Below are 26,481 nucleotides of genomic sequence, written 5' to 3'. Positions count from 1 at the left end.
TCGCTCAGGTGACTGTCCCGTTCGACCTCGCCCAGCTCGAGGCCCTCGCCGCCGTGGTCGGCGAGGGCAGCTTCGATGCGGCCGCGCGCAGGCTGCACGTGACACCCTCGGCCGTCAGTCAGCGCATCAAGGCGCTCGAGCAGCAGGCCGGGCACGTCCTGGTGCGCCGCAGCCGACCGTGCCGGGCGACCGCGGCGGGCGAGGCGCTGGTCCGCCTCGCCGGGCAGGTCGACCTGCTCGCCCAGGACGCGCTCGATGCTCTCGAGGTGCTCGGCGGCCCGACCCGCCTCGCCGTGGCCGTCAACGCCGACTCGTTGTCCACGTGGTTCCCCGCTGCGCTCGTCGACCTGCCCGCAGGCGTCCTCGTCGAGCTGCACCGGGAGGACCAGGACCACTCGGCGCGGCTCCTGCGGGACGGCACGGCGATGGCGGCCGTCACCGCCGACGCCGAGCCGGTGCAGGGCTGCCGGAGCCGTCCGTTGGGCGCCATGCGCTACGTCGCGGTGGCCGCGCCGTCCTACCTGGGCAGGCACCTTCCCGACGGACCCACCCGCGAGGCGCTCGCGGTCGCGCCGGTCGTGGCCTTCAACCGGCAGGACGCGCTGCAGGACCGGTTCGTCGAGCAGCTGGTCGGCCCCGGGCTGCGACCTCCCGCGCACCACGTGCCCGAGCAGCAGGCGTTCGTCGACCTGGTCCGGGCCGGGCTCGGCTGGGGCATGGTGCCCGAGCGTGCTGCCGCGCAGGCGCTCGCGGCCGGCGGGCTGGTGCCGTTCGCACCGGGGCAGTGGCTCGAGGTGCCGCTGCACTGGCAGCACTGGTCGCTGCGCACGCCGACGCTCGACCTGCTGACGTCGCGGGTGGTCTCGGCGGCGCGGTCAGGGCTGCGTCCGGCGTCCGGTCGGCGGTCGCCGACGGGGGCCGGTTCTCCCGCGTTTTGACCCCCTCCCGCGGGGGCCGCTACTCTGTTGTGTCGTTGTGCGTCCCCTGTCGAGCGCGGCTGGCTTCTCACCAGCTGAACCGATGGCGGTCCGGTGCGAGCCCACTCGCCGGATGGGATGCCTCGACAGCCATCCTCGGACGGCCGCCCTGCGGCCGCACGAACACGACGCAACACGAAACGAAGGCTACGACCCGTGCGTACGTACACCCCGAAGCCCGGCGACGTCGAGCGGAACTGGTACGTCATCGACGCGACCGATGTCGTCCTGGGCCGCCTGGCCACTCACGTGGCCACGCTGCTGCGCGGCAAGCACAAGGCCACCTTCGCCCCCCACGTCGACGGCGGTGACTTCGTCATCGTCATCAACGCGGAGAAGGTCGCCCTCACCGGCAACAAGCGCGAGACCAAGCTCGCGTACCGACACTCGGGCTACCCGGGCGGTCTGCGCGCGACGGCGTACTCGGACCTGCTCGAGAAGCACCCCGAGCGCGCGATCGAGAAGGCTGTCCGCGGGATGCTCCCCAAGACGTCCCTCGCCCGTCAGCAGATCGGCAAGCTGAAGGTCTACGCGGGTGCCGCGCACCCGCACGCCGCTCAGCAGCCCAAGCCCTTCGAGATCACCCAGGTCTCCCAGCAGGCGTGAGCCCGCTGAGAGACGCGACGACACAGGACGCGAGGACACCAGTGGCCGAGACCACGGTCGACATCGACCTCGAGGGCGACGACACGCCCACGAGCTACACCTCCGAGACGGTGGCCCCCACGGGTCGCGGTCAGAGCATCACGGCACCGGGGCAGGCCCTCGGTCGCCGCAAGGAAGCCGTCGCCCGCGTGCGCCTGGTGCCCGGCACCGGCCAGTGGAAGATCAACGGCCGCACCCTCGAGGACTACTTCCCGAACAAGGTGCACCAGCAGCTGGTCAACTCCCCGCTGAAGCTGGTCGACGTCGAGGGTCGCTTCGACGTCGTCGCCCGCATCACGGGTGGTGGCGTCTCCGGCCAGGCCGGTGCGCTCCGCCTGGGCATCGCCCGCGCGCTCAACGCCATCGACGCCGAGCACAACCGTGCGGTGCTCAAGAAGGCCGGCTTCCTCACGCGTGACGCACGCGTGGTCGAGCGCAAGAAGGCCGGTCTCAAGAAGGCCCGCAAGGCACCTCAGTACTCCAAGCGCTGATCCCTGGCGTGGCGGCCCGATGGCCCCGCGGGTCGACAGACCTGCGGGGCCATCGGCGTACCTGCGGGTGGTCGACGGCACGAGGGCACGACAGCACGGCGGAAGGAAGCACAGGATGGCTCGACTGTTCGGGACCGATGGAGTCCGGGGGCTCGCGAACCGCGACGTGACGGCCGAGCTCGCGCTCGACGTGTCCGTGGCGGCGGCGCACGTGCTCGGCTCGCAAGGTGAGTTCGCCGGCCACCGGCCGCGGGCCGTCGTCGGGCGGGACTCGCGTGCCTCCGGCGAGTTCCTGTCCGCCGCGGTGACCGCCGGACTGGCCTCCGCCGGGGTCGACGTCGTCAACGTCGGCGTGCTGCCCACCCCTGCGGTGGCATACCTGACGGCGGCCATGGGCGTCGACCTGGGCGTCGTGCTCTCCGCGTCGCACAACCCCATGCCGGACAACGGCATCAAGTTCCTCGCCCGTGGCGGCAACAAGCTCGACGACGAGCTCGAGGCGGCCATCGAGGCGCGCATCGGCGAGACCTGGGAACGGCCGCTCGGTGCCGAGGTGGGCCGGATCCGCATCGACACCGGCAGCGCCGGGGACCAGTACGTCCAGCACCTCGTGGGGACGATCGACGCCCCCCTGGCGGGCCTGCGCATCGCCGTCGACTGCGCGAACGGCGCGGCAAGCGAGGTCGGTCCTGCGGCGCTGCGTGCGGCCGGCGCGGACGTGGTGGTCATCAACGCCTCGCCCGACGGGCGGAACATCAACGAGCAGTGCGGGTCGACCCACCCGGAGCAGCTGCAGGCCGTCGTGGTCGCCTCGGGGGCCGCACTCGGCGTCGCGTTCGACGGCGACGCGGACCGCTGCCTCGCAGTGGACCGCCACGGGGTGCTCGTCGACGGCGACCAGATCATGGGCGTGCTCGCCGTGGCGCTGCACGAGGCGGGCGTCCTGCCGCACGACACCCTGGTCACCACCGTGATGAGCAACCTCGGGCTGCGCCTGGCGATGCGGGACGCGGGCATCCGCACGGTCGAGACCGGTGTCGGTGACCGCTACGTGCTCGAGGCGATGCGGGCCGGTGGCTTCGGTCTCGGTGGCGAGCAGTCCGGGCACATCATCCTCGCCGAGCACGCGACGACCGGTGACGGCGTGCTGACCGCGCTGCAGCTCGCGGCACGGGTCGCCACGACCGGTCGTCCCCTCGACGCGCTCGCCGGGATCGTGCGTCGCCTGCCGCAGACGCTGGTCAACGTGCCCGGCGTCGACAAGGGACGTGCCGGGACGGACGAGTCGCTGGCCGACGCGGTGCGTGAGGCCGAGGACGGTCTCGGGGAGACGGGCCGGGTCCTGCTGCGCCCCTCGGGCACCGAGCCGCTCGTGCGGGTCATGGTCGAGGCGGCCACCCAGGCGGACGCCGACCGCGTCGCGCACACGCTGGCGGACGTCGTGCGGACTCGGCTGGCGCTGTGACCACCGCAGGTGCGCGGGAGCGTGACGTCGCCCTGCGCGACCTGGCGCTCCGGCTGCTCGATGCGGCCGACGAGCGAGGGATCGCGCCGATCGTGCAGGTCGGGCACCCGGCGCTCCGGGCCGTCGCGGCACCGTTCGACGGGCAGCTCGCGGACGAGGAGCTCGCGCGCCTGCTCGCCGTGATGCACCGCACGATGCGCGCGGCACCCGGAGTGGGCCTGGCGGCGCCCCAGATCGGGCTGCCGCTCGCGATCGCGGTGGTCGAGGACCCGGGCACTGTCGACGCCGAGGCTGCGCGGGTGCGCGAGCGTGAGGCAGTGCCGTTCCGGGTGCTCGTCAACCCCTCCTACACCCAGGTCGGGGACGAGCGGGTCGGGTTCTACGAGGGCTGCCTCAGCGTGATCGGTTACCAGGCGGTCGTGCCCCGCGCCCGGCAGGTGCGGCTCACCGGGTTCGACGAGCGCGGCACGGTGCTCGACGAGCACGTGCACGGGTGGGCGGCGCGCATCGTGCAGCACGAGACGGACCATCTCGGCGGCACGCTCTACGTCGACAGGGCGCTCCTGCGGTCGTTGGCGGCGTCCGACGAGCAGGGTGCGCGCTGGCTGCTCGAGCCGCGTCCGACGACCGCCGCGCAGGTCCTGGGCTTCCCGCTGGACTGACGTCGACCGGGCCGGCGCCATGCCGCCCCGGGCCCGTCGCGGCGTGAGCCGTCGTCGGGGTGTCCCCCCGGACGGCCGTCGGGGACTCCGGGGTGGACTCGGGGGGATCCCCGATGTCGGAACGCGCGGGCGCGACCTACCGTTGTGCTCTGGGGGCGCACCACCGACGAACGTGGTCGGCCATCTCGTCACACCTGTCCGCGTGCGACGAACGAGACGACCGCAGGAGCTGATGGACGTTGATCGAGGCGTGGGCGCTGGCCCTGGCAGGGTCACCATGGGTGTTCCTCGTGGTGTACCTGTTCGCGACCATCGACGGGTTCTTCCCGCCGATCCCGAGCGAGTCCGTCATCATCGCCTTCGCCGCGCTCGCCATGTCGTCGGGCGAGCCGAACCTGTGGCTCGTCATGCTCGTGGCTTCGGCCGGGGCGTTCACCGGTGACCAGATCGCGTACCAGATCGGCAGCAAGGTCGACGTGCGCAGGGTGCGGTTCCTGCAGCGCCCTGCGGCGCAGCGCACGATCGACTGGGCCGAACGGGCGCTCGCCCGGCGGGGCGCGTCGTTCATCATCGCGGCGCGGTACATCCCGATCGGCCGGGTCGCCGTCAACATGACGGCCGGCGCGCTGGGTTTCCGCCGGCGACGGTTCATGCTCCTGACCGGTCTCGCCGCCGTGACCTGGGCCGCGTACAGCACCGCGATCGGCATCGGCGCGGGCATCTGGCTGCACGACCACCCGCTGATCGCCATCGCGGCGGGCGTCGTGGGCGGCATCCTCATCGGACTCGTCGTCGACTGGCTCCTGCGCCGGTGGATGCCCATGACCCCGGTGATCGAGACCCGGGCGGACGGCGACGCGACGCCTGTCTCGGGCCCGGTGACGGACCCCTCGACGACCCCTCCGGTCACGGGTCGCTCACGATCCGCCCCGGCACGCTAACGATCTGGTCTCACCCGCGGGCCTCACCCGATCGGGTGCTTACGCTCGGTCGTGGGTCGACGCCGTGGTCGGTCCTGCCGCTCCACGGGTAGCCCTCCGGGGCTGCTGGTCGTGCGGTGACGACTGTCGACGAGCGACAGGTGCGCGCGGGCCCCGCCCGCGGCGTACCCGAGGGTGGGACCGGGGGTGGGCGATGGCGACGTCGGGTGCACCCGTGTCCCGGTCCGGTGGCGCCAGGTCACGTCGCAGGACGCGGTCGGCGTGGGCCGGCACCCCTCTCGTGATGGCGACGCTCGTGCTCGCGGTGACCAGCGGGTGCTCGAGCTCCCAGGCGCAGGGTGTCGAGACCCCGGTCGCCGAGGTCGCGACAGCGGCGGACTGCCTGGCCCCGCAGGTCCTGACCGCCCTGGGCGTCCCGCAGGAGGTGGTCGCCACCCGTTCGCCGCACGCGGACGCGCCGGTCGCGGGCCAGGTGCCGGGCGGGTTCGTGCCGGTCAGCGTGCTGTCGTGCGAGCTCGACGGCACGCTGCGCGACAGCGACGGCGTGTGGAGTGCGATCACCGCGACACGCCTCGAGGGTGATCTCGACGCGCTGGTCTCCGCCCTGGCCCTGCCCTCGGCGTCGCGGACAGGGACGTGCACCGGGCCGCAGCCGCTGGTCCCCGTGCTCTGGCTCGTCGACGCGATGGGTCGGGCCGTGCGCCCGCTGTGGCCCACCGACCGGTGCGGGCGGCCGCAGCCCGGGGTCAGCGAGGCGCTCGAGGTGCTCGAGGCGACGGGCTCGGACACCTATCGGGCGGCGTTGGAGCGTGCGGCCTCACCGACCGGCTGACGGCCGCCTCACAGCTTGCGCAACCGCACCCGCTCCACGGAGTGGTCGAACCCCTTCGTGAGCACGAGCGTGGCCCGGCTGCGGGTGGGGAGGATGTTCTGCTCGAGGTTGGGCGCGTTGATCGAGTCCCAGATGCTCTCCGCCTTCGCGACGGCCTCGTCGTCGGTGAGTGCCGCGTACCGGTGGAAGTACGACTCCGGCCGGGAGAAGGCCGTGCGGCGCAGGCTGAGGAACCGGTCCACGTACCACTGGCGCACGTCGGAGGTGCGCGCGTCGACGTAGATCGAGAAGTCGAAGAAGTCGCTGACCGCCAGGTTGGAGGTGCGGTCCGAGGTCGGGCGGGCCGGCTGGAGGACGTTGAGGCCCTCGATGATGAGCACGTCCGGCCGACGGATGACGTGCTCCGCGCCGGGGACGATGTCGTAGGTCAGGTGGTCGTACACGGGCACCCGCACCTCGGGCCGCCCGGCCTTGACCTTGGAGACGAAGCGCACCAGCTCGCGGCGGTCGTACGACTCCGGGAACCCCTTGCGGTCCATCAGACCGCGGCGCTCGAGCTCGGCGTTCGGGTAGAGGAAGCCGTCCGTGGTGACGAGCTCGACGCGTGGGGTCGCGGGCCAGCGGGCCAGCAGCTCGCGCAGGAGTCGTGCGGTGGTCGACTTGCCGACCGCGACCGAACCCGCGACTCCGATGACGAACGGGGTGCCGCCGACGTCCTCGCGCAGGAACGTGCTCGACGCCGCGTGCAACCCGCGGGTGGCCTCGATGTACAGGTCGAGGAGCCGTGAGATCGGCCGGTAGATCGCGTCGACCTCCGCGAGGTCGATCGGGTCGCCGATGCCGGCGAGACGCTCGACGTCCGCGTTGGTCAGCGGCAGCGGCGTCGAGGCGGACAGGCGCGTCCATGCGTCGCGGTCCAGGTCGACGTACGGGGTGGCCGGGGTGAGCGACGGTGGCACGCCCCGATTGTGCCGGACGCGGAGCAGTTCCGGGGGCGGCACCGTCGTCGGGCGCCCTGGGTAGACTCCCCGGCATGTGCGGGATCGTCGGATACGTCGGTAGCCAGGTGCCCAGCGCGCGCCCCCTGGACGTGGTGCTGGAGGGTCTGCGCAGGCTCGAGTACCGCGGCTACGACTCGGCCGGGGTCGCCGTCGTCGAGCCCGACGGGGCGCTGGTGACGGCCAAGAAGGCCGGAAAGCTCGCCAACCTCGTCGAGCTGCTCGAGCACGAGCCGCTGCCGAGCGGGACTGCGGCGATCGGCCACACACGCTGGGCGACGCACGGTGGTCCCACCGACGTCAACGCGCACCCGCACGTCGCGGGCAAGCTTGCCCTGATCCACAACGGCATCGTCGAGAACTTCGCGACGCTCAAGGCCGAGCTGCTGGCCGACGGAGTCGAGTTCCGTTCGGAGACCGACACCGAGGTCGCCGCCCACCTGGTCTCGCGCGCCTACGAGCAGACCGGTGACCTGACGGTCGCGCTGACCCAGGTGGCGCGCCGGCTGGAGGGCACCTTCACCCTGCTGGCGGTGCACGCCGACGTGCCCGACGTCGTCGTCGGCGCACGGCACGACTCGCCGCTGGTCGTCGGGCTGGGCGAGGGGGAGAACTTCCTCGGCTCGGACGTCGCCGCGTTCATCGCGCACACCCGCGAGGCCCTCGAGCTCGGTCAGGACCAGGTCGTCACGATCTCGCCGTCCTCGGTCACCGTCACCGACTTCGACGGCGCACCCGTCGAGGCGCGCCGGTTCACGGTGGACTGGGACGCTGCGGCGGCCGAGAAGGGCGGATTCCGCTCCTTCATGGACAAGGAGATCCACGACCAGCCGCATGCGGTCGCCGACACGCTGCTGGGCCGCACGGACGTCGGCGGACGGCTCGTGCTCGACGAGATCCACATCGAGGAGTCCGTGCTGCGCGCGGTCGACAAGATCGTGGTGATCGCCTGCGGCACGGCCGCCTACGCGGGCCACGTCGCCAAGTACGCGATCGAGCACTGGTGCCGGATCCCGGTCGAGGTCGAGCTCGCGCACGAGTTCCGGTACCGCGACCCGGTCGTCAATGAGCGCACGCTCGTCGTCGCCGTGTCGCAGTCCGGCGAGACGATGGACACGCTCATGGCCGTGCGGCACGCCCGTGAGCAGGGCGCGAAGGTGCTCGCCATCGTGAACACGCACGGGTCGACCATCCCGCGCGAGGCCGACGCGGTCCTCTACACGCACGCCGGCCCGGAGATCGCGGTGGCCTCCACCAAGGCGTTCCTCTCGCAGATCACGGCCGCCTACCTCCTCGGCCTGTACCTCGCCCAGCTGCGCGGCAACATGTACGCCGACGAGGTCGGGGCGATCCTCGCCGAGCTGCGGGCGATGCCGGACAAGATCCAGCAGGTGCTCGACCGGGCCGGTCGCGTGCGCGAGATCGCCCGGTGGATGGTCGACACGCAGTCGGTGCTGTTCCTCGGCCGTCACGTCGGCTTCCCGGTCGCGATGGAGGGCGCGCTCAAGCTCAAGGAGCTCGCGTACATCCACGCCGAAGGATTCGCGGCGGGTGAGCTCAAGCACGGGCCGATCGCGCTCATCGAGCCCGGCCAGCCGGTGTTCGTCATCGTGCCGTCCCCGCGCGGACGGCACTCGCTGCACTCGAAGGTGATCTCGAACATCCAGGAGATCCGTGCCCGCGGTGCCCGGACCCTCGTGATCGCCGAGGACGGGGACGAGGCCGTGCGCCCGTACGCGGACGAGGTGTTCTGGGTGCCGCAGGCGCCGACCCTGCTCGCACCGCTGCTGAGCGTCGTCCCGCTGCAGATCTTCGCGTGCGAGCTCGCGACGGCCAAGGGCCTGGACGTGGACCAGCCGCGCAACCTGGCGAAGTCCGTCACCGTCGAGTGAGCGTGACCGCCGGGCACCGCAGGCCCGGGCCGATGCCCGCGCGGGCGCCCAGGTGATCGTCGGCGTCGGGATCGACGTCGTCGACGTCGCCCGGTTCGTGGCGACCCTGCAGCGGGCACCGGGCCTGCGGGTCCGGCTGTTCACGCCCGAGGAGCGGGCCATGCCCGACACCTCGCTGGCGGCGCGGTTCGCCGCCAAGGAGGCCATCGCCAAGGCGCTGGGTGCGCCCGCCGGGATGAGCTGGCAGGACGCGACGGTGCGCCGCGTCGTCGGCGCCCAGCCGGTCGTCGAGGTGACCGGCACCGTGCAGGCGGTGGCGGACTCCCTCGGCGTGAGCCGGTTCCACCTGTCGATCTCGCACGACGCCGGGATCGCCTCGGCGGTCGTGGTCGCCGAACGGGACTGAACGGGCAGCACCCGCGACCGACCCCGGGTCGGGGTTGCGGGTGCTGCCCGGCAGGTCAGCCTCAGCGCAGCGCGGGGACGACCTCGCGCTCGAACAGCTCGATGCCGGAGCGGTCGTAGGCCGCCTCGGCGAAGTTGGCGATCGCGTACGTCATGCCGAGCGCCTCGAGCGAGCGCAGCGTGTCGACGACCTGCTCGGGCGTGCCGACGAGCGGCCCCCGGCGCAGGTCGTCGACCATGCCCGCCGCGCGCTCGGGGACCGTGCGGGCGTAGTGCGCCTCGAGCCAGGCGAGGCGGTCGTCCACCTCCCCCTGGTCCGCGCCGATGACCACGTTGTAGTTGGCCGAGCGGGTGATCTCCTCGAACGGTCGACCCAGCTCCTCGCAGTGGGTGCGGAGCACCTGCGACTTGTGGGCGAAGCCCTCGGGCGTGCCGTCGAAGTTGGTGAACGCCGCGTGCTCCGCCGCGATGCGCAGGGTCTTGCGCTCGCCGCCGCCGGCGATCCACAGCGGAGGGCCGCCGACCTGCAACGGCAGGGGCGCGAGCTGGGCGCCCTCCACCTGGTAGTGCTCGCCGTGGAACGTGGCGACCCCGTCCCGCCACAGGTGCTCGAGGATCTGCACGCCCTCGTCGAGCATCGCGAGGCGTTCGCCGGCCCGCGGGAACCCGTAGCCGTAGGCGCGCCACTCGTGCTCGTACCAGCCGGCACCGATGCCCATCTGCACGCGGCCGCCCGAGATGATGTCCGCGGTCGCGGCCACCTTCGCCAGGTACGCCGGGTTCCGGTAGGCCATGCAGGTGCACATCTGGCCCAGCTTCACGCGGCGGGTGCTGGCCGCGTACGCGTTGATGAGGCTCCACGCCTCGTGCGTGGCCTCACCGTTCGGCTCGGGCACGGCATGGAAGTGGTCGTACACCCAGATCGAGTCGAAGGCGTCGCCGTCGTCGGCGTGGGCGGCGAGGCCGTGCATGACCGACCAGTGGTCGCGGGGTTCGATGCCGGTGAGGTCCTGCCGCCACCCCTGAGGGATGAAGAGTCCGAAGCGCATGCCCGGCACGCTACCCCCGGCCCGTGCAGGTGCCGACGGAACCGTCGGGTGCCGGTGCACCCGTCGGCGCGCTCTGCCCGGCCGGCGTCCGCCAGGATGGTGGGGTGCTGCTGTCGTGGACGTCCGCCGTCGTGCGGTCCGCCGAGGAACCCCTGCTCGCCGCGGGTGTGCCGCTCATGGAGCGTGCCGCCTTCGCCCTGCACGGGCAGGTGCTGCGGGTGCTGCGTGCCCGCCGCGGACGGGTCCGGGGCGCGCGCGTGGTCGTGCTCGTCGGGTCGGGGAACAACGGCGGTGATGCGCTGCACGCCGGAGCCCTGCTGGCGCGGCGCGGGGTGCAGGTCACGGCCGTGACCTGCGCAGCACGCGCGCACGCCGGAGGGCTGGCCGCTGCGCGCTCGGCCGGTGCCCGTGTCGTCTCGCTGGTGGCGGGCGGCGGTGATGGTGGGCGAGGCGTGCCGACGACGACCGTCGAGGCGGCCGCCGGTGCGGCCGCAGGTGCGGACGTCGTGCTGGACGGGCTGCTCGGCATCGGCGCGTCGGGCACGGGTGCGCGTGGTCCGGCCGGCGCCCTCGTCGAGGCCCTGCGGCAGACGCCACGGTCGCCGCACGGCCCGGTCGTGGTGGCGGTCGACGTGCCGTCCGGCATCGGGGTGGACGACGGCACGTGCGGCGGTGCCGTGCTGCCCGCCGACCTCACCGTGACGTTCGGGGGGGCGAAGCCGGGCCTGCTCCTGCCACCTGCGGACGCGTGCGCGGGCGACGTCGTGGTCGTCGACATCGGCCTCGACCTCGCCGCGGCGCGCCCGGCGGTCGCCCGGCTCGCGCCGGAGGACGTCGCTGCGCTCTGGCCGGTGCCGGACCGTCACTCGCACAAGTACGCGCGCGGGGTGCTCGGTGTCGTCGCGGGCACCCCGCGGTACCCGGGGGCGGCGGTCCTGTGCGCCGGTGCCGCGGTGCTGGCGGGCGTCGGCATGGTGCGCTTCGTCCCCGACGCACCGACGGGTCGGGTTGACCCGGGCGACGAGCTGCCGCCGCACGGTGACGGCGGGCCGCTGGCGGCGGCGGTCCTGGCCGCGCGGCCCGAGGTGGTCGTGGGCCAGGGCAGGGTCCAGGCGTGGGTCCTCGGGCCCGGGGTCGACCCGCACGACCACGCACGACGGCGCACGCTCACCGACGCGCTGGACGCGGCCGTCAGCGACGGGCTGCCCGCGGTCGTCGATGCCGGTGCGCTCGACCAGCTGCCGCCCCGGGTCGGGCCGCAGGTGGTGCTGACACCGCACGCGGGTGAGCTGGCCCGGCTGCTGCGGGCCCGGGGCGAGCCGGTCGAGCGGGCGCAGGTCGAGGCGGAGCCGCTGCGGCACGCCCGCCGCGCTCACGAGCTCACCGGAGCGACCGTGCTGCTCAAGGGCCCCACGACGGTCGTCGTCGGGGCGGGCGGTGCCGTCTACGCCCAGGCCGACGGGCCGGCGTGGCTCGCGACGGCCGGTTCCGGTGATGTGCTCGCGGGCATCCTGGGCGCACTGCTCGCGGGTCGTTCCCAGGAGGTCGCGGACGACCCTGGACTCGTGGCGGCGCTCGCGGCCGCGGCGGCACTCGTGCACGGCCGGGCCGCCCACCTGGCCAACCCGGGCGGCCCGGTCACCGCGTCGGCGGTCGCCGAGGCGCTGCCCGCGACCGTCGCGGCCGTCCTGGGGGCGAACGGTGGAGCCCGCGCTGCCGTCGCGGAGCGGCGGGGCCGGCGATGACCCTCGACGATCACCTGGGGGCACGCGTCGACGCGCTCCTGCAGGCCGCCCGCGGTGACGGGCGCCGACGCCTCCTCGGCCTGGTCGGTGCGCCCGGCGCCGGCAAGTCCACGCTCGCGGCCCAGATCGCGCGGTACCGACCGCTCGACGTCGTGGTCGTCCCGATGGACGGGTTCCATCTCGCGCAGACCGAGCTCGAGCGGCTCGGTCGGGCCGACCGCAAGGGGGCGCCCGACACGTTCGACGCGGCCGGGTACGTGGCACTGCTGCGCCGGCTGCGCGCAGCCGACCCGGGCGAGACGGTGTACGCGCCCGAGTACCGCCGCGACCTGCGCAACGGTGTCGCCGGGGCCATCGCCGTACCGCCGGACGTGCCGCTCGTCGTGACCGAGGGCAACTACCTGCTGCTCGACCGCGACGGGTTCACCCCGGTGGCGGGCCTGCTCGACGAGTCCTGGTTCGTCGCGCCCGACGACCGGGTTCGCCTGGCCCGGTTGGTGGCACGGCACGTGGAGTTCGGCAAGGAGCCGCACACCGCGCACGCGTGGGCGCACGGGCCCGACGAGGACAACGCCCGGCTGGTCGTCGCGACCGCTGCGCGCGCGGACGTCGTCGTCCACCGGACCTGACGCGACCGAGCGGCTGCCCGGCCGGTCGCAGAGCCACCGGGCGGAGCGCGACGGGCCGTCCCGTGGCGGTGAGAGACTGTCGCGCGTGAGCATGTACCCGGCGCGCGCGGTCGTGGACCTGACCGCGATCCGTGACAACGTCCGCAGCCTCGCCACCCATGCGCCGACCGCGCAGGTCATGGCCGTCGTGAAGGCCGACGCCTACGGGCACGGCCTGGTGTCGGCCGCCCGTGCGGCGATCGCCGGCGGGGCGACGTGGTTGGGCACCGCCCAGGTCAGCGAGGCGCTCGCACTGCGGGCGGCCGGCGTGCACGACGTGCGCGTGCTCACCTGGCTCTACGCGCCAGGCGCACCGCTGCGCGAGGTGGTCGAGGCCGACATCGACGTGTCGGTCGCGGCCGGGTGGGCCCTCGAGGAGGTCGCCGCCGCCGCCCGTGCCGCCGGTCGCACCGCCCGTGTGCACCTCAAGGTCGACACCGGGCTCGGGCGCAACGGGCTGACGCCGCCGCAGCTGGTCGAGCTGCTCGCCCCGGCGCTGCGTGCCGAGGCCGAGGGTGCCGTGCAGGTCGTCGGGCTCTGGTCGCACCTGGCGTTCGCGGACGAGCCCGAGCACCCCGCGGTCCGGGCGCAGGCCGAGGTCTTCGCGGACGCGGTCCGCACGGTCGAGTCGGCGGGCATCCGCCTCGAGGTGCGTCATCTGGCCAACTCGGCGGCCACGCTCACGACACCGGCCGTGCACTACGACCTGGTTCGGCCCGGGCTGGCGGTCTACGGGTTGTCGCCGGTGCCACAGCTGGGCGGGCCCGAGGCATTCGGGCTCACGCCGGCGATGACGCTCGAGGCCGAGCTGGCGACGGTCAAGGCGGTCCCTGCCGGGCACGGCGTCTCGTACGCGCACCAGTACGTCGTCCCCCAGGACACCGTGCTCGGGGTCGTGCCGCTCGGCTACTCCGACGGCATCCCACGGCACGCGTCCGGTGACGCGGTGCGGGTGGGCGGGCCGGTGCAGGTCGGCGGCCGACGGCTGGGCGTGGCGGGGCGCGTGTGCATGGACCAGGTCGTCGTCGACCTCGGCCCTGGTGCCACGGAGCAGGCCGGCGACCGCGTCGTGCTGTTCGGCACCGGCGCCGACGGCGGGCCCACCGCGCAGGACTGGGCCCTCGCGGCCGACACCATCAGCTACGAGATCGTCACCCGGCTCGGCTCGCGCGTGCCGCGCGTGCACGTCGGCGACCTCGGGGGCCAGGAGTCGGCCGTTGACGCGGTCGGCGGCGCGGGTCGGCCGTCCGAGGTCGGCGCCGCACAGGTCGCCGGGTGAGCGCGCCCCTGCAGGTCCGTCTGCCCGATGCGGAGGCGACCCGCGCCTACGGGCGGGCGCTCGCCGGTGTGCTGCGTGCGGGCGACCTCGTCGTGCTCACCGGTGACCTGGGTGCCGGGAAGACGACCCTCACCCAGGGGCTCGGCGAGGGGCTGCAGGTCCGCGGCCAGGTCGCCTCCCCGACGTTCATCATCGCCCGGGAGCACCCGCCGCTGACCCGTGCCGACGGCACCCGCGGTCCGGCGCTCGTGCACGTCGACGCGTACCGGCTCGGCTCGCTCGACGAGGTCGACGCGCTCGACCTGGACTCGAGCCTGGACGAGTCGGTCACGGTCGTCGAGTGGGGCGAGGGCTGGGTGGAGGGGTTGGCGGCCGACCGTCTCGAGCTGGCGCTGCGGCGCCCGCGCGGCGCCTCCGACGGCATCGGCGTCGACGAGGCGTTCGCCGCAGGTGAGGACCCCTCGGCGGGCGAGCGGGTGCTGGTCGTGACGCCGGTCGGTGCGCGCTGGGCGGGCGTCGGGCTGCCCGGCCAGGACGAGGTGGCAGGCTGAGCGTCGTGCACCTCGCCCTCGACACCTCCTCCGCGGTCGCCGTCAGCCTGGTCGACGACGCCGGCACGGTGCTCGCAGCCCGCTCCGACGAGCAGCAGCGGCACCACGCCGAGCTGCTCGCCCCGATGGTCGCCGCCGTTCTGGTCGACGCGGGCGTGAGCCGGACGGACCTCGCGTCGGTCGTCGTCGGTACGGGGCCCGCCCCGTTCACGGGGTTGCGCGTGGGCCTGGTGACGGCGCGCACGCTCGCGCTGTCCCTGGGCATCCCGGTTCGGGGCGTGCCGAGCCTGGACGCGTTGGCCATGGCCGCCTCGCGTGTCGTGCCCGCCGGGACGGACCTGCTCGTCGTGACGGACGCGCGCCGCCGCGAGGTCTACACCGCCGGGTACCGCGCCGAGGGGCCCGGGGTCGTGCGGGTGACCCGCGCCCCGGCGGTGGGCGCGCCGGCCGACGTGGACCAGGACGGCGCGGTGGTCGTCGGACCCGGTGCCGGGCTCTACCCGGACGTGTTCGACCTCGGTTCGGTCGTCCCCGCGGCCGTCGACCCGGCCGAGCTGGCGCGGCTCGCCCTGCTGCGGGTCGCGGCCGGCGAACCCCTCGGCACCGAGCCCCTGTACCTGCGTCGACCCGACGCCGTGCCGTCGGCGGCCCGCAAGCGCGTGCTCGGGTGACCCCCGCCGACGGCGCCTACCCGCAGGACGTGGTGCTGCGCGCGCTGCGCGTCGAGGACGTGCCCGTGCTCGACGTCCTTGAGCGTGAGCTGTTCGGCCCGGCAGCCTGGTCGACGCAGTCGCTGGCCGAGGAGATCGTCGGCCCCGGCCGCTGGTACGTGGGCGCCGAGCTGGGCGGCACGCTCGTCGGCTACGCGGGGCTGTGGTTCGACGGCGAGGACGCGCAGGTCATGACCGTGGGCACGAGCGAGCAGCATCAGGGCCGCGGCATCGGACGCCTGCTGCTCGACGCGCTCGTCGGCCGGGCGCGGACCGTCGGTGCCCGGGTCGTCCTGCTCGAGGTGCGGGTCGACAACGAGCCGGCCCTGCGCCTGTACACCGGGGCCGGGTTCGAGCGGCTGGGTCGCCGTCGTGCCTACTACCAGCCCGGGAACGTGGACGCCTGGACGATGCGGCTGGACCTGCAGCAGGCTGACGTCTGACCCGTGCGCGGCCTCGCGGCCCGACCCCGGACCCACGACCCCCGACCACGACCCCCGAGGGAGCACCCGATGACCGACCCGCGCGGAACCGTCCTGGTCGATGCGACCACGCTCGCGGCGTTGCTCGCCGACGAGGAGCCGCCCGTCGTCCTCGACGTGCGCTGGGTGCTGGGCCGCACCGACGGGCATGAGCAGTACCTGTCCGGCCACGTGCCCGGGGCCTTGTACGTCGACCTGGACACCGAGCTGGCAGCCCCGCCGAGCCCGCAGGAGGGACGGCACCCGATGCCGGCGCTCGCGGACCTGGAGGCGGCCGCCCGGCGGTGGGGCGTGCGCGAGGGGCGTGCCGTGGTGGCCTACGACGGGATCGGCGGCATGTCCGCAGCGCGCGCGTGGTGGCTGCTGCGCTGGGCCGGGGTGCGCGACGTGCGCCTGCTCGACGGCGGCCTGCCCGCCTGGCAGTCCGCCGGGTTCTCGCTCGAGGCGGGGGAGGTGACCGCCGACCCGGGTGATGTGGTGCTCGCCGCCGGTGCCATGCCGACGCTCGATGCGGACGGCGCCGCACAGCTGGTCGGTGCGGGCACCCTGCTGGACGCGCGTGCGGGTGAGCGGTACGCGGGGGAGGTCGAGCCGGTCGACCCGAAGGCCGGGCACATCCCGGGCGCCCTGTCGGCGCCGACCACGGCGAACCTCGACGCGGACGGCCGGTTCCTGCCCGGCGAGGCGTTGCGCGACCGCTTCCGGGCGCTGCGCGCCGAGGCGGGTGCGCCGGTCGCGGTGTACTGCGGGTCGGGCGTCACGGCGGCGCACGAGGTCGCTGCGCTCGCCTCGATCGGTGTGGAGGCCTCGCTGTACCCGGGGTCCTGGTCGCAGTGGTCGAACGACGAGACCCGCCCGGTCGCCACGGGTCCCGCCGACGGCGGGGGTGCGTGACCGGACGGGTCGGGTGTCGTTCCCTCAGACCGTGAGCGCGGCCTGCTGGTAGGTGAGGCGCTCACCGCGGGGGTGCGGCGTGGTCGAGCCCTCGGTGCGGCCGACGTTGAACACCATGAGGGCCTTCCAGCCGTTCTCCGTGAAGAACTCCGCGTCGATGCCGGCGGCGTCCATCCCGCTCATCGGTCCGACGGACAGGCCTGCGGCGCGCAGCCCGACGAGCAGGTACCCGGCCTGCAGGGTGGCGTTGGTGCGGGCCATCTGCTCGCGGGTGGGCTCGTTGTCCTCGAGGGACTCGGCCATCGCGGCGTAGGGCGGCATGAGCACGGGGATGTGGGTGTGGAAGCGGGTGTCTGCCGCGACGACGATCGACAGGGGTGCGGCCAGGACGCGCTCGCGGTTGCCCTCGCCCATGTGCGCGGCGAGCCGGGCGCGGGCCTCAGGGGTGCGCACGAGGAGCAGGCGCAGCGGCACGATGTTGATGGCCGTGGGGCCCCACTTGACGAGGTCGTAGACGGCGGCGATCTCCTGGTCCGTGACCTCCTCGTCCGTGAAGTGGTGCACGCTGCGCGCTTCACGGAACAGCAGGTCGGCGACGTCGTCGGCGACGGCGAGCGCAGGGGCGGGGAAGTCGAGTCCGTCGAGGACGGTGGTGTCGGTGCTCATACCCTGATTGAACTCTCAATTACTGTGGAATCGTCCCATGAAAGGGGTGACGTCGCTCACGCCTACCATGGTGGGCATGGCTGACCCCCTCGTCCTCGGGATCGAGACCTCCTGCGACGAGACGGGTGTCGCCCTCGTCCGGGGCCACGACCTGCTCGTCGACGCCGTCGCCAGCTCGGTCGACGAGCACGCGCGGTTCGGGGGGATCATCCCCGAGATCGCCTCGCGTGCCCACCTCGAGGCCATGGTGCCGACCATCGAGCGCGCGCTCGCCACGGCCGACGTCACGCTGAGCCAGGTCGACGCGATCGCGGTGACCGCCGGACCCGGCCTGGTCGGTCCGCTGACCGTGGGTGCGTCGGCGGCCAAGGCGCTCGCGATCGGCCTGGACAAGCCCCTGTACGGCGTCAACCACGTCATCGGTCACGCCGTGGTCGACGAGCTCGTCGACGGGCCGTTCCCCGAGCGGGTGATGGCGCTCGTCGTCTCCGGCGGCCACTCCTCGCTGCTGCTCATCGACGACACCGTGCACGTCACCGAGCTCGGCTCCACGCTCGACGACGCCGCGGGGGAGGCCTTCGACAAGGTCGGTCGGCTGCTCGGCCTGCCGTACCCCGGCGGCCCGCACATCGACAGGCTCGCACGCGAGGGGAACCCCGAGGCGATCCGGTTCCCGCGCGGCCTGACCGCGGCCAAGGACCAGGCCGCGCACGCCGCGGACTTCTCGTTCTCGGGCCTGAAGACCGCGGTGGCCCGCTGGGTCGAGGCCCGGCAGGACGCCGGGCAGGAGATCCCGCTGCCGGACGTCGCGGCCTCGTTCGCCGAGGCGGTCGCCGACGTACTCACGGCCAAGACCATCGCGGCCTGCCGTGCGCACGGCGTCGACACCCTCGTCGTCGGCGGCGGGTTCTCCGCGAACTCCCAGCTGCGCGACATGGCCGCGGTCCGCTGCGCGCAGGCCGGCATCACCCTGCGCATCCCACCGATCCGGTACTGCACCGACAACGGCGCGATGATCGCCGCGCTCGGCTCGGCCGTCGTGCGGCGGGGCATGGCGCCCTCGGCCCTCGACCTGCCGGTGGACTCCTCGATGCCGCTCACCCGCGTCCTCGTCTGAGCCCTCCTGCGAGTTGGCCGTCAGTGCCGACGTAGGCGCCACACCCGCGCGCCGAGCGCGAACGCGAGGGCGAAGAGGCCCGCGCTGACCGCCGTGCCCTGCCACGACAGCACGAGGTCGACGGACATCCCGCCGGCGTCGGACGTGGCCGTGACCGGGGCGCCGAGCCAGCTCAGCCGCACGCTCCCGCCACCGGCGGCGTCGAGGGTGTCGATCGCGCCCAGGGCGTAGGCGAGGAACATGTAGGCGGGGAACCCGATCCCGATGATCGCGCCGAGCACGGCACCGTCGGTCCATCGCGGACGGTCCCGGTCCAGCTCGTCGAGGTAGGCGAGGGCGAGGCGTCGGGGCGCACCAAGATCCTCGAGCGCGCGGCGCATGCCCACGTCCGCGGCTGCGGCGTCGACCGAGGCGCGTACCTCGGCGCGGATCCTGCGGTACTGCCGGTACGGGTGGTCCTGCATGGCCGCGCCGAACCGCAGCAGGTACACGTCCCGGCGCCAGCGGTCGCGCGCACCCGGGCGGGCCGGGGTGGCAGGTGAGCTCATCGGGGGTCTCCTTCGTGGTCGGTGAGGCGAAGGTCGCCGGTCGGCACGCGTCCGAGGACGGTGCGTGCGGCACTGACCAGCTGGGTCCAGGCCGCGGAGCGGTCGGTCAGGGCGGTGCGGCCCTCGTCGGTCGGCAGGTAGTACTTGCGTGCGGGGCCGGACGGGGAGGCGACGAGCCGGGAGCTGATCAGCCTGTCGCGTTCGAGTCGGGTGAGCACGGGGTAGAGCGTGCCGGTGGACAGGTCGGTCAGGCCGTCCTCGCGCAGGCGCACGACCAGCTCGTACCCGTACGACTCGGCGTGCGCGAGCGAGGCGAGCACGAGCAGGGGGAGGACCCCCTTGAGCATCTGCGGGTCGTGATCGGCGGGCATGGAAGATGGTCTCGCCGACTAGCTGGCAATGTCAACTAGTCGCCAACGTCAACTAGTGGAGTCCGGCGCACGATCGTCGGATCGGCAGCCGGCTACAACGGACGCCCGGCCCGCATCTCGGCGACGAGCGAGCGCACCACCGCGTCGAGCTCGCCCGCGTGCCGGCGGGCCGCCGCGCGCTGCCGCTGGTACGAGGCCCCGCGGCGCAGGATGACCCGGACCTGCTCGAGCTCGACGGAGCAGCCCAGCCGCTCGGCGACGGGGGCCAGCTCGGTCAGCCAGTGCGCGACCGAGTCGGTGACCAGCTCCTCGGCGCCGTCGGCATCCGTGATGACGATCGCGTCCATGCCGTAGCGCGCCGAACGCCACTTGTTCTCCTGCGCGTACCAGGTCGGCAGGGTCGGCAACGTCTCGCCGCGGTCGAGCAGCGTGGAGAAGTGCTCGACGAAGCAGTGCGTCAGCGCCGAGATGGCGGTGACCTCGAGGAGGTTCGTCGCGCCGTCCGCGATGCGCATCTCGAGCGTGCCGAACCGGGGCGAGGGGCGGATGTCCCAGCGGACCTCGTCGAACTGGTCGATCACGCCGGTGTGCATCATGTCGCCGACGTACTGCTCGAGCTGCTCCCACCGGTCGAACGTGAACGGGAGGCCGGCGGTCGGCAGCTGCTGGAAGATCAGGGCTCGGTTGGACGCGTACCCGGTGTCCTTGCCCGCCCAGAACGGCGAGGACGCCGACAACGACTGGATGTGCGGGAAGACCGTGAGCATCGCCCGCGAGATCGGCAGCACCTTGGCGCGGTTCTCGATGCCCACGTGCACGTGCACGCCGTAGATGAGCATCTGCCGGCCCCACCACTGCGTGCGGTCGATCAGGGTGGCGTACCGCTGCTTGTCGGTGACCTTCTGGCGGGCCCAGTGCGCGAACGGGTGCGTGCCGCCGCCCATGACGTCGATCCGCAGGGGCGTCGCCGCCGCCTGGACCTGCTCGACCGCGCGGCGCAGGTCCTCGCCGGCCTCCCCGACGGTCGTGCACTTGCCGGAGGCGACCTCGACCGTGTTGAGCAGCAGCTCCTGCTTGATGTTCGGGTGGTCGAGCCCGTCGTCGGTGCGTACCGCCTCGAGGATCGTCGGGGCGGCCTGCCGCAGGTCGCCGGAGTCGACGTCGACGAGCGCGAGCTCCCACTCGATGCCGACCGTCGACCGCTCGGAACGCGCGAACGGGAGCCGGACGGGCGCGGCCATCAGACGCTCTCCACGACGAGCACCTGCTGGGTGCCGCCGACGCGCGTGAGCACGATCGTCGCCTCCGTCGTCCCGCGCAGGTCGAGCTGGCTGCGCAGCTGTTCGGGCACGACGGCCGTGCCGCGCTTCTTGATGGTGATCCGGCCGACGTCCCGGCCGCGCAGGTAGGTCCGAAGACGCTTCAGGCCGAACGGCAGGGTGTCGAGCACGCGGTAGGCCGTCGCGGTCGGCAGGTCGTGCAGCGTGTCGGAGGTCACGTAGGCGATCGTGGGGTCCAGCAGGCGACCGTGCACCTCGTGGGCGACCGTGCCGACCAGCCCGGCGCGGATCACCGCGCCGTCCGGCTCGTACAAGTAGGCGCCGACCGGGCCGACCGGTGGGTGCGGGTCGTCCTCGGGCGTGGAACGCAGCACGTGCGAGGTGCCGTGGTGCAGCACGAGCGCACTGCGCCCCGGCCCGTCGGGCGCGAGCGGGCCGAACCACAGACCGACCTCGACGACGTCGCCGTCGACGGACACCCACTGGGCCTCGGCGTCGGCGGGTACGGCGGCGCGCGGGATCCCGGGTCCGAGCTTGAGGCCGAGCGCGGGCACCTGCGCCCGGACGGCGAGCACGGCGTCGAGCGGCGGGGAGTAGGCGGCCGGGTCGAACACGCGGCTCCCGGACGACGTGCGTCGCGCCGGGTCGGCGTAGACCGCGTCGACGCCCTCCGCGGCGAGGTCCAGGTCGAGCCCGTCGGCGTGCCGGACCTCCGCCTCGGGGAAGTGCCGCAGGTTGACGGTGGCGACCGACGCGGTGATCTCGTCGACATCGGTGGCCAGCACGCGCAGCCCGACCCCGGCGAACGTCATCGAGTCCGCACCGATGCCGCAGGTCAGGTCGGCGACGTGCGTCGAGCCCGCAGAGAGGTAGCGGCGGGCGTGCTGGGCGGCGACGGTCAGCCGGGTGGCCTGCTCGAGGCCCGCGGGGGTGAAGAGCATCCCGTCGGCGAAGTCACCGAACTTGGCGTGCCCCTTCGCGCGCAGCCGCGACTGGGTGAGGGCGGCGGCGACGAGCGCCGGGTCCAGTCCCTCGTGCCGCAGGCGTTCGGACAGGGCCATGGTGCGGGCCTCGTCGTAGGGCGGCAGCGCCGACAGCAGCGCCCATCCGGTCGGGCTGAGCAGCTGGGCGAGCCCCTGGGCGTCCATGCGGCCGATCCTCGCACGCGGCGCCCGCCAGGGGCACCGTCTCGCGGCACAGCACGCCTCCCGGTGTTCGCCAGGCGCGGACGGCTGGCACTCGCCTTGACCGAGTGCTAACCCGTTCCTAGAGTGAGTTGCTGGCACTCCTCCGGGAGCGCCGCCCGCACCGACAGGCCCCGGCACCCGCGACGACGGTGGCCCGCACGTGCGGCACAGACAACTCACGCACGCACTCACACGCGAAGGGGAGGTCCGCTGTGTCGGTCTCCATCAAGCCGCTCGAGGACCGCATCGTCGTCAAGACGCTCGAGGCGGAGCAGACGACCGCCTCCGGTCTCGTCATCCCGGACAGCGCCAAGGAGAAGCCCCAGGAGGGCGAGGTCCTGGCTGTCGGCCCCGGTCGCATCGACGACAAGGGCAATCGCGTCCCGCTCGACGTGGCCGTCGGCGACAAGGTCATCTACTCCAAGTACGGCGGCACCGAGGTGAAGTACTCCGGCGAGGAGTACCTGATCCTGTCCGCTCGCGACATCCTGGCGGTCGTGGTCAAGTGACCCGCTGCTGAGGCCTCGCGGCCCGGTACGACGAGAGCCCCCACCCGATCGGGTGGGGGCTCTCGTCGTCTGGCGCAGACTCAGGTGCCGGGTGTGGTTCGGCCGGGTGTGGTTCGGCGCAGGGTTCGAGTTCAGGACGGTCTGGGTCAGGAGGCGCTGCGCCGTCCGGCGCGCTCGAGCAGCACGGCGGTGCGCTCGTCCTCCGACAGGCCGCCCCAGACGCCGTACGGCTCGCGCACGGTCAGGGACTGCTCGCGGCACTCGCGCAGCACGGGGCACGTGCTGCAGATGGCCTTGGCCGCCTCGGCCCGCCGTCGCCTCGCCGCACCGCGCTCGCCCTCGGGGTGGAAGAACAGGTCGTGGTCGGCCTCGCGGCAGGCACCGTCGAACTGCCATTCCCACAGGTCCATCACCGGTCCGGGCAGTCGCGAGATCTCGGCCATGTGCACGCTCCTCGGTCGCTCCGAGCGGTCGCCGGCCCTGAGGGCCCACACCGCTCCGTGGTGGTCCGGATGTACGGATGAACCGTACGGATTGCCACGCTACAACCGCGCCAAGAGTTGTTCAAGGCCCGTTCGCGCGTTCTTCTGCTGACGCGCTTCGGTCCTGTTCGCGCAGGTGGACGGCCCCCTGCGGCGCCCTGGCACAATCGTCGGATGGCCCCGGACGAGGACGTGCTGCACGTCGAGTCGTCCGCCCCCGCCCTCACGGTCGCCGCCCTCGCCCGTCGGCTCGGAGTCGCACCGGCCACCCTGCGCACCTGGGACCGCCGCTACGGGCTCGGGCCCTCCGCGCACGCACCCGGGCAGCACCGCCGGTACACGCCGCAGGACGTCGACCGCCTCCTCGTCATGCGCCGTCTCACCGTCGACGGCGTCGCGCCCGCCGACGCGGCCCGGCTCGCCCAGACGGGTGACCTGGGCGCCGTGGGAGACCCCGGACCGGCGTCGATCACACCGTCGGACGTCGTCGACGCCGCCGTGGCCGGGGACGCCGACCGGTGCGCCCGCCTGCTCGCTCTGCGCGACGGTGCCGATGTCGCCTCGTGGTGGACGCAGCTGGTCGAGCCGTCGGTGCACGCGCTCGCGCGGCTGACCGTCGTCGACCGGCCCGGCGTCGACGCCACCCTCACCCTCGCCGCAGCCGCGCTCGCCGCGCTGCGCACGCGCACGCAGGTGCCCCCACCTGCGGGATCACCCGTGGTGCTGCTCGTGGTGCCGGCGGGCGAACCCCGGCCGTTGTCCGTGCACGCGCTCGCGGCCGCCCTGGCCGCGGCCGGCGCCGACGCGCGCATCGTGGGCGGCCCGGTCGGCCCGCACCGGGTGCACGAGCTCGTGCTGATGAGCCGTCCGGGTGCCCTCGTGCATCTGAGCGAACGCCCCGACCTCGATCCCGGCCTCGTCCAGCGGCTTGTCGACACCCATCCGGACCTGCCGCAGTTCCTCGTGGTGCCCGACGCGGCGGCCGAGCGCATGCCGTTCACCCGATCGGTGCATCGGGCGCGGACGTTCACCGGTCTGCTGCACGAGGTCGTGGCCGTCGTGCTGCGCGATGACACGATCGGGTGAAATCCTTCGCCCACGAGGGTCAAAACGGGCGTTGACATTCGTGTGTCCCTCGCATCGGGGGAGGAATCGACCGTCGCGGGCGTGGACCCGTGATCGACGTGCCCGTGCCGTGGCTAACCTGACGCGCCGAGCAGGCCGATAGGAACCTAGATACGCACGGGTAACACACAAGGGGGACGACATGGCTGGAGTCGTGATCTGCCACGGCTCGGCACTGGTGAGGGAGCGCCTGGTCGTCACCTCGATCGGTGTCCCGGCGCTCACACCGGTCCGGGCGGCAGCCACGGTCGACGAGCTGCTCACGCACGCCCGGCGGATCCCGCCGACGGTCGTCCTGCTCGACGCGAACCTGCCTGCGCCCGGGATGCCCGAGGCCGTGCGCCGTCTGCGATCCGTCGCCCCGGCCGCCGCGATCGTGCTGCTGGCCACGCCGGACGACGCCGTCGCCCTCGACCGCGCGCTCAGCCTCGGCGCCCGCGGGTTCCTCGCCCCCGAGGTCGGTCGGGCCGAGCTCGCCGCCGTCGCCGCCCACGTGCTCGCCGCCCCCGTGCTGCCGCAGCCGGGTCACCAGGGCGCCTCGTTGCGCGCGGTCGCCGCTGCTCGTTCGGTCGACGTGCTCGTCGAGGACGTCGACGTCCTGGCGCACGCGCTCGCGACGGAGCTGCACCCGACGGTGCCGGTGCAGTCCTCGGGTCTGCCCGTCGACGGGCTGGACGGCGGACCGGCACGCCGTGAGCGCGGCCCCGAGGCGGTCGCGCTCACCAAGCGGGAGATCGAGGTGCTCGTCGGCATGAGCAACGGCCGGTCGAACGCCCAGATCGGCGCGCAGCTGTTCCTCTCCGAGGACACCGTCAAGACCCATGCCCGCCGCCTCTTCCGCAAGCTGGGCGCCGCCGACCGCGCCCAGGCGGTCGCGATCGGCCTGCGCCGGGGTCTGATCCGCTGACCCGTCGGGGCGGTCAGAGCCGTCCGGGGCCGTCCGGGGTCGCCCGCCGCCCGACGTATCCTGAGCGGATGACGGAGCCGGGAACCGCCGCCCACGATCCCTTCGCCCGCATCGGGCTCACCTACGACGACGTCCTCCTGCTGCCGGGGGAGACCGACGTCATCCCCAGCGAGGTGGACACGACCTCGCGGTTGACCCGCGAGATCTCCGTGCGCGTGCCGCTGCTGTCGGCCGCGATGGACACCGTGACCGAGTCCCGCATGGCGATCGCCATGGCTCGTCAGGGCGGTGTCGGCATCCTGCACCGCAACCTGTCGATCGCCGACCAGGCGCACCAGGTCGACCTGGTCAAGCGCTCCGAGTCGGGCATGGTCTCCGACCCCGTGACGGTCGGGCCGGACGCGACGCTCACCGAGCTGGACCGCGTGTGCGGGCAGTACCGCGTCTCCGGCCTGCCGGTCGTCGACGGCGCCGGGCACCTGCTGGGCATCATCACGAACCGCGACCTGCGGTTCGTCCCGAGCGGTGTCTGGGACACCCGCCGGGTGCACGAGGTCATGACGCCGATGCCGCTGGTCACCGGGCCCGAGGGCATCGCGCGCGAGGACGCCGCGGCGCTGCTGGCCAAGCACAAGATCGAGAAGCTGCCGCTGGTGGACGCCGAGGGCGTGCTGTGCGGGCTCATCACCGTCAAGGACTTCGTCAAGTCCGAGCAGTACCCCGACGCGACGAAGGACGCCGAGGGCCGGCTGGTCGTCGGTGCCGCGATCGGGTTCTTCGGCGACGCGTGGGAGCGGGCCACGGCTCTGGCCGAGGCGGGTGCGGACGTGCTCGTCGTCGACACCGCCAACGGGCACGCGCGCCTCATGCTCGACATGGTGCGCCGGCTCAAGTCGGACCCGGCGACGCGGCGCGTGCAGGTCATCGGCGGGAACGTCGCCACGCGCGAGGGTGCCCTGGCGCTCGTCGAGGCGGGTGTCGACGCGGTCAAGGTCGGTGTCGGCCCGGGCTCGATCTGCACGACGCGTGTCGTCGCGGGCGTCGGCGTGCCGCAGGTCACCGCGATCTACGACGCGGCGACCGTCTGCAAGCCGGCCGGCGTGCCGGTGATCGGTGACGGCGGCCTGCAGTACTCGGGCGACATCGCCAAGGCGCTCGTCGCCGGTGCGGACACCGTGATGCTCGGCTCGCTCCTGGCGGGCTGCGACGAGTCGCCCGGCGACCTGGTGTTCGTCAACGGCAAGCAGTTCAAGCACTACCGCGGCATGGGCTCGCTGGGCGCGATGGCCTCGCGCGGGCGCGTGTCCTACTCCAAGGACCGCTACTTCCAGGCGGACGTGGTCTCGGACGAGAAGATCGTGCCCGAGGGCATCGAGGGTCAGGTGCCGTACCGCGGCCCGCTGTCGGCCGTGGCGCACCAGCTCGTCGGCGGGCTGCACCAGTCGATGTTCTACGTCGGCGCGCACACCATCCCGCAGCTGCAGGAGCGCGGGAAGTTCATCCGGATCACGCCCGCGGGCCTCAAGGAGTCGCACCCGCACGACATCCAGATGACGGTCGAGGCGCCGAACTACACCGGTCGCTGACGGCGCGTCCGGCGAGC

General features: G+C 73.6%; 29 protein-coding genes. 21 read left to right on the top strand and 8 right to left on the bottom strand.

Going from position 1 to position 26,481, the window contains the following annotated elements; genetic code table 11:
• The first annotated feature begins 8 nt into the window (after positions 1–8).
• From BKA22_RS03285 to BKA22_RS03255, 7 genes are all read left to right on the top strand, one after another.
• Positions 9–938 (top strand): LysR family transcriptional regulator ArgP, encoded by a 930-nt coding sequence (locus BKA22_RS03285; RefSeq protein WP_146951438.1) that lies wholly within the window; start codon positions 9–11, stop codon positions 936–938.
• 195 nt (positions 939–1,133) lie between these two features.
• Entirely contained in the window at positions 1,134–1,583 is a 450-nt protein-coding gene (gene rplM, locus BKA22_RS03280) for a 50S ribosomal protein L13 (protein ID WP_146951437.1), read from the top strand.
• Between the two features lie 41 nt (positions 1,584–1,624).
• Positions 1,625–2,113 carry a 30S ribosomal protein S9 gene (gene rpsI / locus BKA22_RS03275; protein ID WP_146951436.1) on the top strand — a complete coding sequence of 163 codons (489 nt, stop codon included), beginning with the start codon at positions 1,625–1,627 and terminating at the stop codon, positions 2,111–2,113.
• A 115-nt stretch (positions 2,114–2,228) separates the two neighbouring features.
• Positions 2,229–3,578, top strand: a complete 1,350-nt coding sequence (glmM, locus tag BKA22_RS03270; protein WP_146951435.1) for a phosphoglucosamine mutase — start codon at positions 2,229–2,231, stop codon at positions 3,576–3,578.
• Positions 3,575–4,240: a peptide deformylase gene (locus BKA22_RS03265; RefSeq protein WP_223203403.1), complete on the top strand. Its 666-nt coding sequence runs from the start codon at positions 3,575–3,577 to the stop codon at positions 4,238–4,240. The genes glmM and BKA22_RS03265 overlap by 4 nt, the downstream gene beginning before the upstream one ends.
• 239 nt (positions 4,241–4,479) lie before the next feature.
• Positions 4,480–5,181, top strand: coding sequence for a DedA family protein (locus BKA22_RS03260; RefSeq protein WP_218866503.1), 702 nt, complete (start codon positions 4,480–4,482; stop codon positions 5,179–5,181).
• A 283-nt stretch (positions 5,182–5,464) separates the two neighbouring features.
• Complete coding sequence (locus BKA22_RS03255) at positions 5,465–6,013, top strand: hypothetical protein (protein WP_146951434.1); 549 nt, start codon at positions 5,465–5,467, stop codon at positions 6,011–6,013.
• Positions 6,014–6,021: 8 nt separating this feature from the next.
• On the opposite strand, the gene coaA is transcribed toward BKA22_RS03255, so the two are convergent.
• Positions 6,022–6,972: a type I pantothenate kinase gene (coaA, locus tag BKA22_RS03250; RefSeq protein ID WP_146951433.1), complete on the bottom strand. Its 951-nt coding sequence runs from the start codon at positions 6,970–6,972 to the stop codon at positions 6,022–6,024.
• Positions 6,973–7,046: 74 nt separating this feature from the next.
• Here coaA and glmS point away from each other — a divergent pair, with 74 nt between their 5' ends.
• Entirely contained in the window at positions 7,047–8,903 is a 1,857-nt protein-coding gene (gene glmS / locus BKA22_RS03245) for a glutamine--fructose-6-phosphate transaminase (isomerizing) (RefSeq protein WP_146951432.1), read from the top strand.
• 52 nt (positions 8,904–8,955) lie between these two features.
• The gene (locus BKA22_RS03240) at positions 8,956–9,309 is read left to right on the top strand and encodes a holo-ACP synthase (RefSeq protein ID WP_146951431.1); all 354 of its coding nucleotides are present in this window, start codon (positions 8,956–8,958) and stop codon (positions 9,307–9,309) included.
• Between the two features lie 61 nt (positions 9,310–9,370).
• Here the strand turns inward: BKA22_RS03240 and BKA22_RS03235 are convergent, their stop codons facing one another.
• Entirely contained in the window at positions 9,371–10,357 is a 987-nt protein-coding gene (locus BKA22_RS03235) for an LLM class F420-dependent oxidoreductase (RefSeq protein WP_146951430.1), read from the bottom strand.
• 104 nt (positions 10,358–10,461) lie between these two features.
• Between BKA22_RS03235 and BKA22_RS03230 the strand changes: the two genes are divergently transcribed.
• From BKA22_RS03230 to BKA22_RS03200, 7 genes are all read left to right on the top strand, one after another.
• The gene (locus BKA22_RS03230) at positions 10,462–12,102 is read left to right on the top strand and encodes a bifunctional ADP-dependent NAD(P)H-hydrate dehydratase/NAD(P)H-hydrate epimerase (RefSeq protein ID WP_146951429.1); all 1,641 of its coding nucleotides are present in this window, start codon (positions 10,462–10,464) and stop codon (positions 12,100–12,102) included.
• Positions 12,099–12,731, top strand: coding sequence for a nucleoside/nucleotide kinase family protein (locus tag BKA22_RS03225; RefSeq protein WP_146951428.1), 633 nt, complete (start codon positions 12,099–12,101; stop codon positions 12,729–12,731). Before BKA22_RS03230 ends, BKA22_RS03225 begins: the two co-directional genes overlap by 4 nt.
• Positions 12,732–12,822: 91 nt before the next feature.
• Positions 12,823–14,049, top strand: a complete 1,227-nt coding sequence (alr, locus tag BKA22_RS03220) for an alanine racemase (protein ID WP_146951553.1) — start codon at positions 12,823–12,825, stop codon at positions 14,047–14,049.
• Positions 14,046–14,600: a tRNA (adenosine(37)-N6)-threonylcarbamoyltransferase complex ATPase subunit type 1 TsaE gene (tsaE, locus tag BKA22_RS03215; RefSeq protein WP_146951427.1), complete on the top strand. Its 555-nt coding sequence runs from the start codon at positions 14,046–14,048 to the stop codon at positions 14,598–14,600. The genes alr and tsaE overlap by 4 nt, the downstream gene beginning before the upstream one ends.
• Before the next feature lie 5 nt (positions 14,601–14,605).
• A complete protein-coding gene (gene tsaB, locus BKA22_RS03210; RefSeq protein WP_223203402.1) occupies positions 14,606–15,271 on the top strand; it encodes a tRNA (adenosine(37)-N6)-threonylcarbamoyltransferase complex dimerization subunit type 1 TsaB in 666 nt (221 codons plus the stop codon).
• Positions 15,268–15,753 carry a ribosomal protein S18-alanine N-acetyltransferase gene (gene rimI, locus BKA22_RS03205; RefSeq protein ID WP_179561622.1) on the top strand — a complete coding sequence of 162 codons (486 nt, stop codon included), beginning with the start codon at positions 15,268–15,270 and terminating at the stop codon, positions 15,751–15,753. Before tsaB ends, rimI begins: the two co-directional genes overlap by 4 nt.
• Before the next feature lie 69 nt (positions 15,754–15,822).
• Positions 15,823–16,686: a sulfurtransferase gene (locus tag BKA22_RS03200; RefSeq protein WP_146951425.1), complete on the top strand. Its 864-nt coding sequence runs from the start codon at positions 15,823–15,825 to the stop codon at positions 16,684–16,686.
• A gap of 24 nt (positions 16,687–16,710) precedes the next feature.
• Here the strand turns inward: BKA22_RS03200 and BKA22_RS03195 are convergent, their stop codons facing one another.
• On the bottom strand, positions 16,711–17,352 hold the full coding sequence (locus BKA22_RS03195; RefSeq protein WP_146951424.1) for a malonic semialdehyde reductase: 642 nt from the start codon (positions 17,350–17,352) through the stop codon (positions 16,711–16,713).
• Between the two features lie 76 nt (positions 17,353–17,428).
• Here BKA22_RS03195 and tsaD point away from each other — a divergent pair, with 76 nt between their 5' ends.
• The gene (tsaD, locus tag BKA22_RS03190) at positions 17,429–18,469 is read left to right on the top strand and encodes a tRNA (adenosine(37)-N6)-threonylcarbamoyltransferase complex transferase subunit TsaD (protein ID WP_146951423.1); all 1,041 of its coding nucleotides are present in this window, start codon (positions 17,429–17,431) and stop codon (positions 18,467–18,469) included.
• Positions 18,470–18,489: 20 nt separating this feature from the next.
• Here tsaD and BKA22_RS03185 read toward each other — a convergent pair whose 3' ends face one another.
• From BKA22_RS03185 to BKA22_RS03170, 4 genes are all read right to left on the bottom strand, one after another.
• Positions 18,490–19,017, bottom strand: coding sequence for a hypothetical protein (locus tag BKA22_RS03185; protein WP_146951422.1), 528 nt, complete (start codon positions 19,015–19,017; stop codon positions 18,490–18,492).
• Complete coding sequence (locus BKA22_RS03180) at positions 19,014–19,388, bottom strand: PadR family transcriptional regulator (protein WP_146951421.1); 375 nt, start codon at positions 19,386–19,388, stop codon at positions 19,014–19,016. The genes BKA22_RS03185 and BKA22_RS03180 overlap by 4 nt, the downstream gene beginning before the upstream one ends.
• 92 nt (positions 19,389–19,480) lie before the next feature.
• Positions 19,481–20,629: a glutamate--cysteine ligase gene (locus BKA22_RS03175; RefSeq protein ID WP_146951420.1), complete on the bottom strand. Its 1,149-nt coding sequence runs from the start codon at positions 20,627–20,629 to the stop codon at positions 19,481–19,483.
• Positions 20,629–21,816 carry a class I SAM-dependent methyltransferase gene (locus tag BKA22_RS03170; protein WP_146951419.1) on the bottom strand — a complete coding sequence of 396 codons (1,188 nt, stop codon included), beginning with the start codon at positions 21,814–21,816 and terminating at the stop codon, positions 20,629–20,631. The genes BKA22_RS03175 and BKA22_RS03170 overlap by 1 nt, the downstream gene beginning before the upstream one ends.
• Before the next feature lie 251 nt (positions 21,817–22,067).
• On the opposite strand from BKA22_RS03170, the gene groES reads away from it, so the two are divergent.
• The gene (gene groES / locus BKA22_RS03165) at positions 22,068–22,364 is read left to right on the top strand and encodes a co-chaperone GroES (RefSeq protein ID WP_146951418.1); all 297 of its coding nucleotides are present in this window, start codon (positions 22,068–22,070) and stop codon (positions 22,362–22,364) included.
• A gap of 146 nt (positions 22,365–22,510) precedes the next feature.
• Here the strand turns inward: groES and BKA22_RS03160 are convergent, their stop codons facing one another.
• The gene (locus BKA22_RS03160; RefSeq protein ID WP_146951417.1) at positions 22,511–22,807 is read right to left on the bottom strand and encodes a WhiB family transcriptional regulator; all 297 of its coding nucleotides are present in this window, start codon (positions 22,805–22,807) and stop codon (positions 22,511–22,513) included.
• Between the two features lie 213 nt (positions 22,808–23,020).
• Between BKA22_RS03160 and BKA22_RS03155 the strand changes: the two genes are divergently transcribed.
• From BKA22_RS03155 to guaB, 3 genes are all read left to right on the top strand, one after another.
• A complete protein-coding gene (locus BKA22_RS03155; protein WP_146951416.1) occupies positions 23,021–23,932 on the top strand; it encodes a MerR family transcriptional regulator in 912 nt (303 codons plus the stop codon).
• 181 nt (positions 23,933–24,113) lie between these two features.
• A complete protein-coding gene (locus BKA22_RS03150; protein ID WP_146951415.1) occupies positions 24,114–24,878 on the top strand; it encodes a response regulator transcription factor in 765 nt (254 codons plus the stop codon).
• 68 nt (positions 24,879–24,946) lie between these two features.
• Complete coding sequence (guaB, locus tag BKA22_RS03145) at positions 24,947–26,464, top strand: IMP dehydrogenase (RefSeq protein ID WP_146951414.1); 1,518 nt, start codon at positions 24,947–24,949, stop codon at positions 26,462–26,464.
• Positions 26,465–26,481 lie beyond the last annotated feature (17 nt).

The sequence above is a fragment of the Cellulomonas soli genome (genome assembly GCF_013409305.1).
Classification (GTDB): Bacteria; Actinomycetota; Actinomycetes; order Actinomycetales; family Cellulomonadaceae; genus Cellulomonas; species Cellulomonas soli.
This window is presented reverse-complemented; position numbering and strand designations above follow the sequence as displayed.

Excerpts from the sequence above, each read along its gene's own strand:
- BKA22_RS03200 (WP_146951425.1), top strand. The coding sequence starts at position 15,823 with ATGACCGACCCGCGCGGAACCGTCCTGGTCGATGCGACCACGCTCGCG.
- BKA22_RS03225 (WP_146951428.1), top strand. The coding sequence starts at position 12,099 with ATGACCCTCGACGATCACCTGGGGGCACGCGTCGACGCGCTCCTGCAG.
- BKA22_RS03175 (WP_146951420.1), bottom strand. The coding sequence starts at position 20,629 with ATGGCCGCGCCCGTCCGGCTCCCGTTCGCGCGTTCCGAGCGGTCGACG.
- BKA22_RS03170 (WP_146951419.1), bottom strand. The coding sequence starts at position 21,816 with ATGGACGCCCAGGGGCTCGCCCAGCTGCTCAGCCCGACCGGATGGGCG.
- guaB (WP_146951414.1), top strand. The coding sequence starts at position 24,947 with ATGACGGAGCCGGGAACCGCCGCCCACGATCCCTTCGCCCGCATCGGG.
- BKA22_RS03235 (WP_146951430.1), bottom strand. The coding sequence starts at position 10,357 with ATGCGCTTCGGACTCTTCATCCCTCAGGGGTGGCGGCAGGACCTCACC.
- glmM (WP_146951435.1), top strand. The coding sequence starts at position 2,229 with ATGGCTCGACTGTTCGGGACCGATGGAGTCCGGGGGCTCGCGAACCGC.
- alr (WP_146951553.1), top strand. The coding sequence starts at position 12,823 with ATGTACCCGGCGCGCGCGGTCGTGGACCTGACCGCGATCCGTGACAAC.
- BKA22_RS03255 (WP_146951434.1), top strand. The coding sequence starts at position 5,465 with ATGGCGACGCTCGTGCTCGCGGTGACCAGCGGGTGCTCGAGCTCCCAG.
- glmS (WP_146951432.1), top strand. The coding sequence starts at position 7,047 with ATGTGCGGGATCGTCGGATACGTCGGTAGCCAGGTGCCCAGCGCGCGC.
- BKA22_RS03195 (WP_146951424.1), bottom strand. The coding sequence starts at position 17,352 with ATGAGCACCGACACCACCGTCCTCGACGGACTCGACTTCCCCGCCCCT.
- tsaD (WP_146951423.1), top strand. The coding sequence starts at position 17,429 with ATGGCTGACCCCCTCGTCCTCGGGATCGAGACCTCCTGCGACGAGACG.
- BKA22_RS03155 (WP_146951416.1), top strand. The coding sequence starts at position 23,021 with ATGGCCCCGGACGAGGACGTGCTGCACGTCGAGTCGTCCGCCCCCGCC.
- BKA22_RS03180 (WP_146951421.1), bottom strand. The coding sequence starts at position 19,388 with ATGCCCGCCGATCACGACCCGCAGATGCTCAAGGGGGTCCTCCCCCTG.
- BKA22_RS03185 (WP_146951422.1), bottom strand. The coding sequence starts at position 19,017 with ATGAGCTCACCTGCCACCCCGGCCCGCCCGGGTGCGCGCGACCGCTGG.
- BKA22_RS03150 (WP_146951415.1), top strand. The coding sequence starts at position 24,114 with ATGGCTGGAGTCGTGATCTGCCACGGCTCGGCACTGGTGAGGGAGCGC.
- BKA22_RS03160 (WP_146951417.1), bottom strand. The coding sequence starts at position 22,807 with ATGGCCGAGATCTCGCGACTGCCCGGACCGGTGATGGACCTGTGGGAA.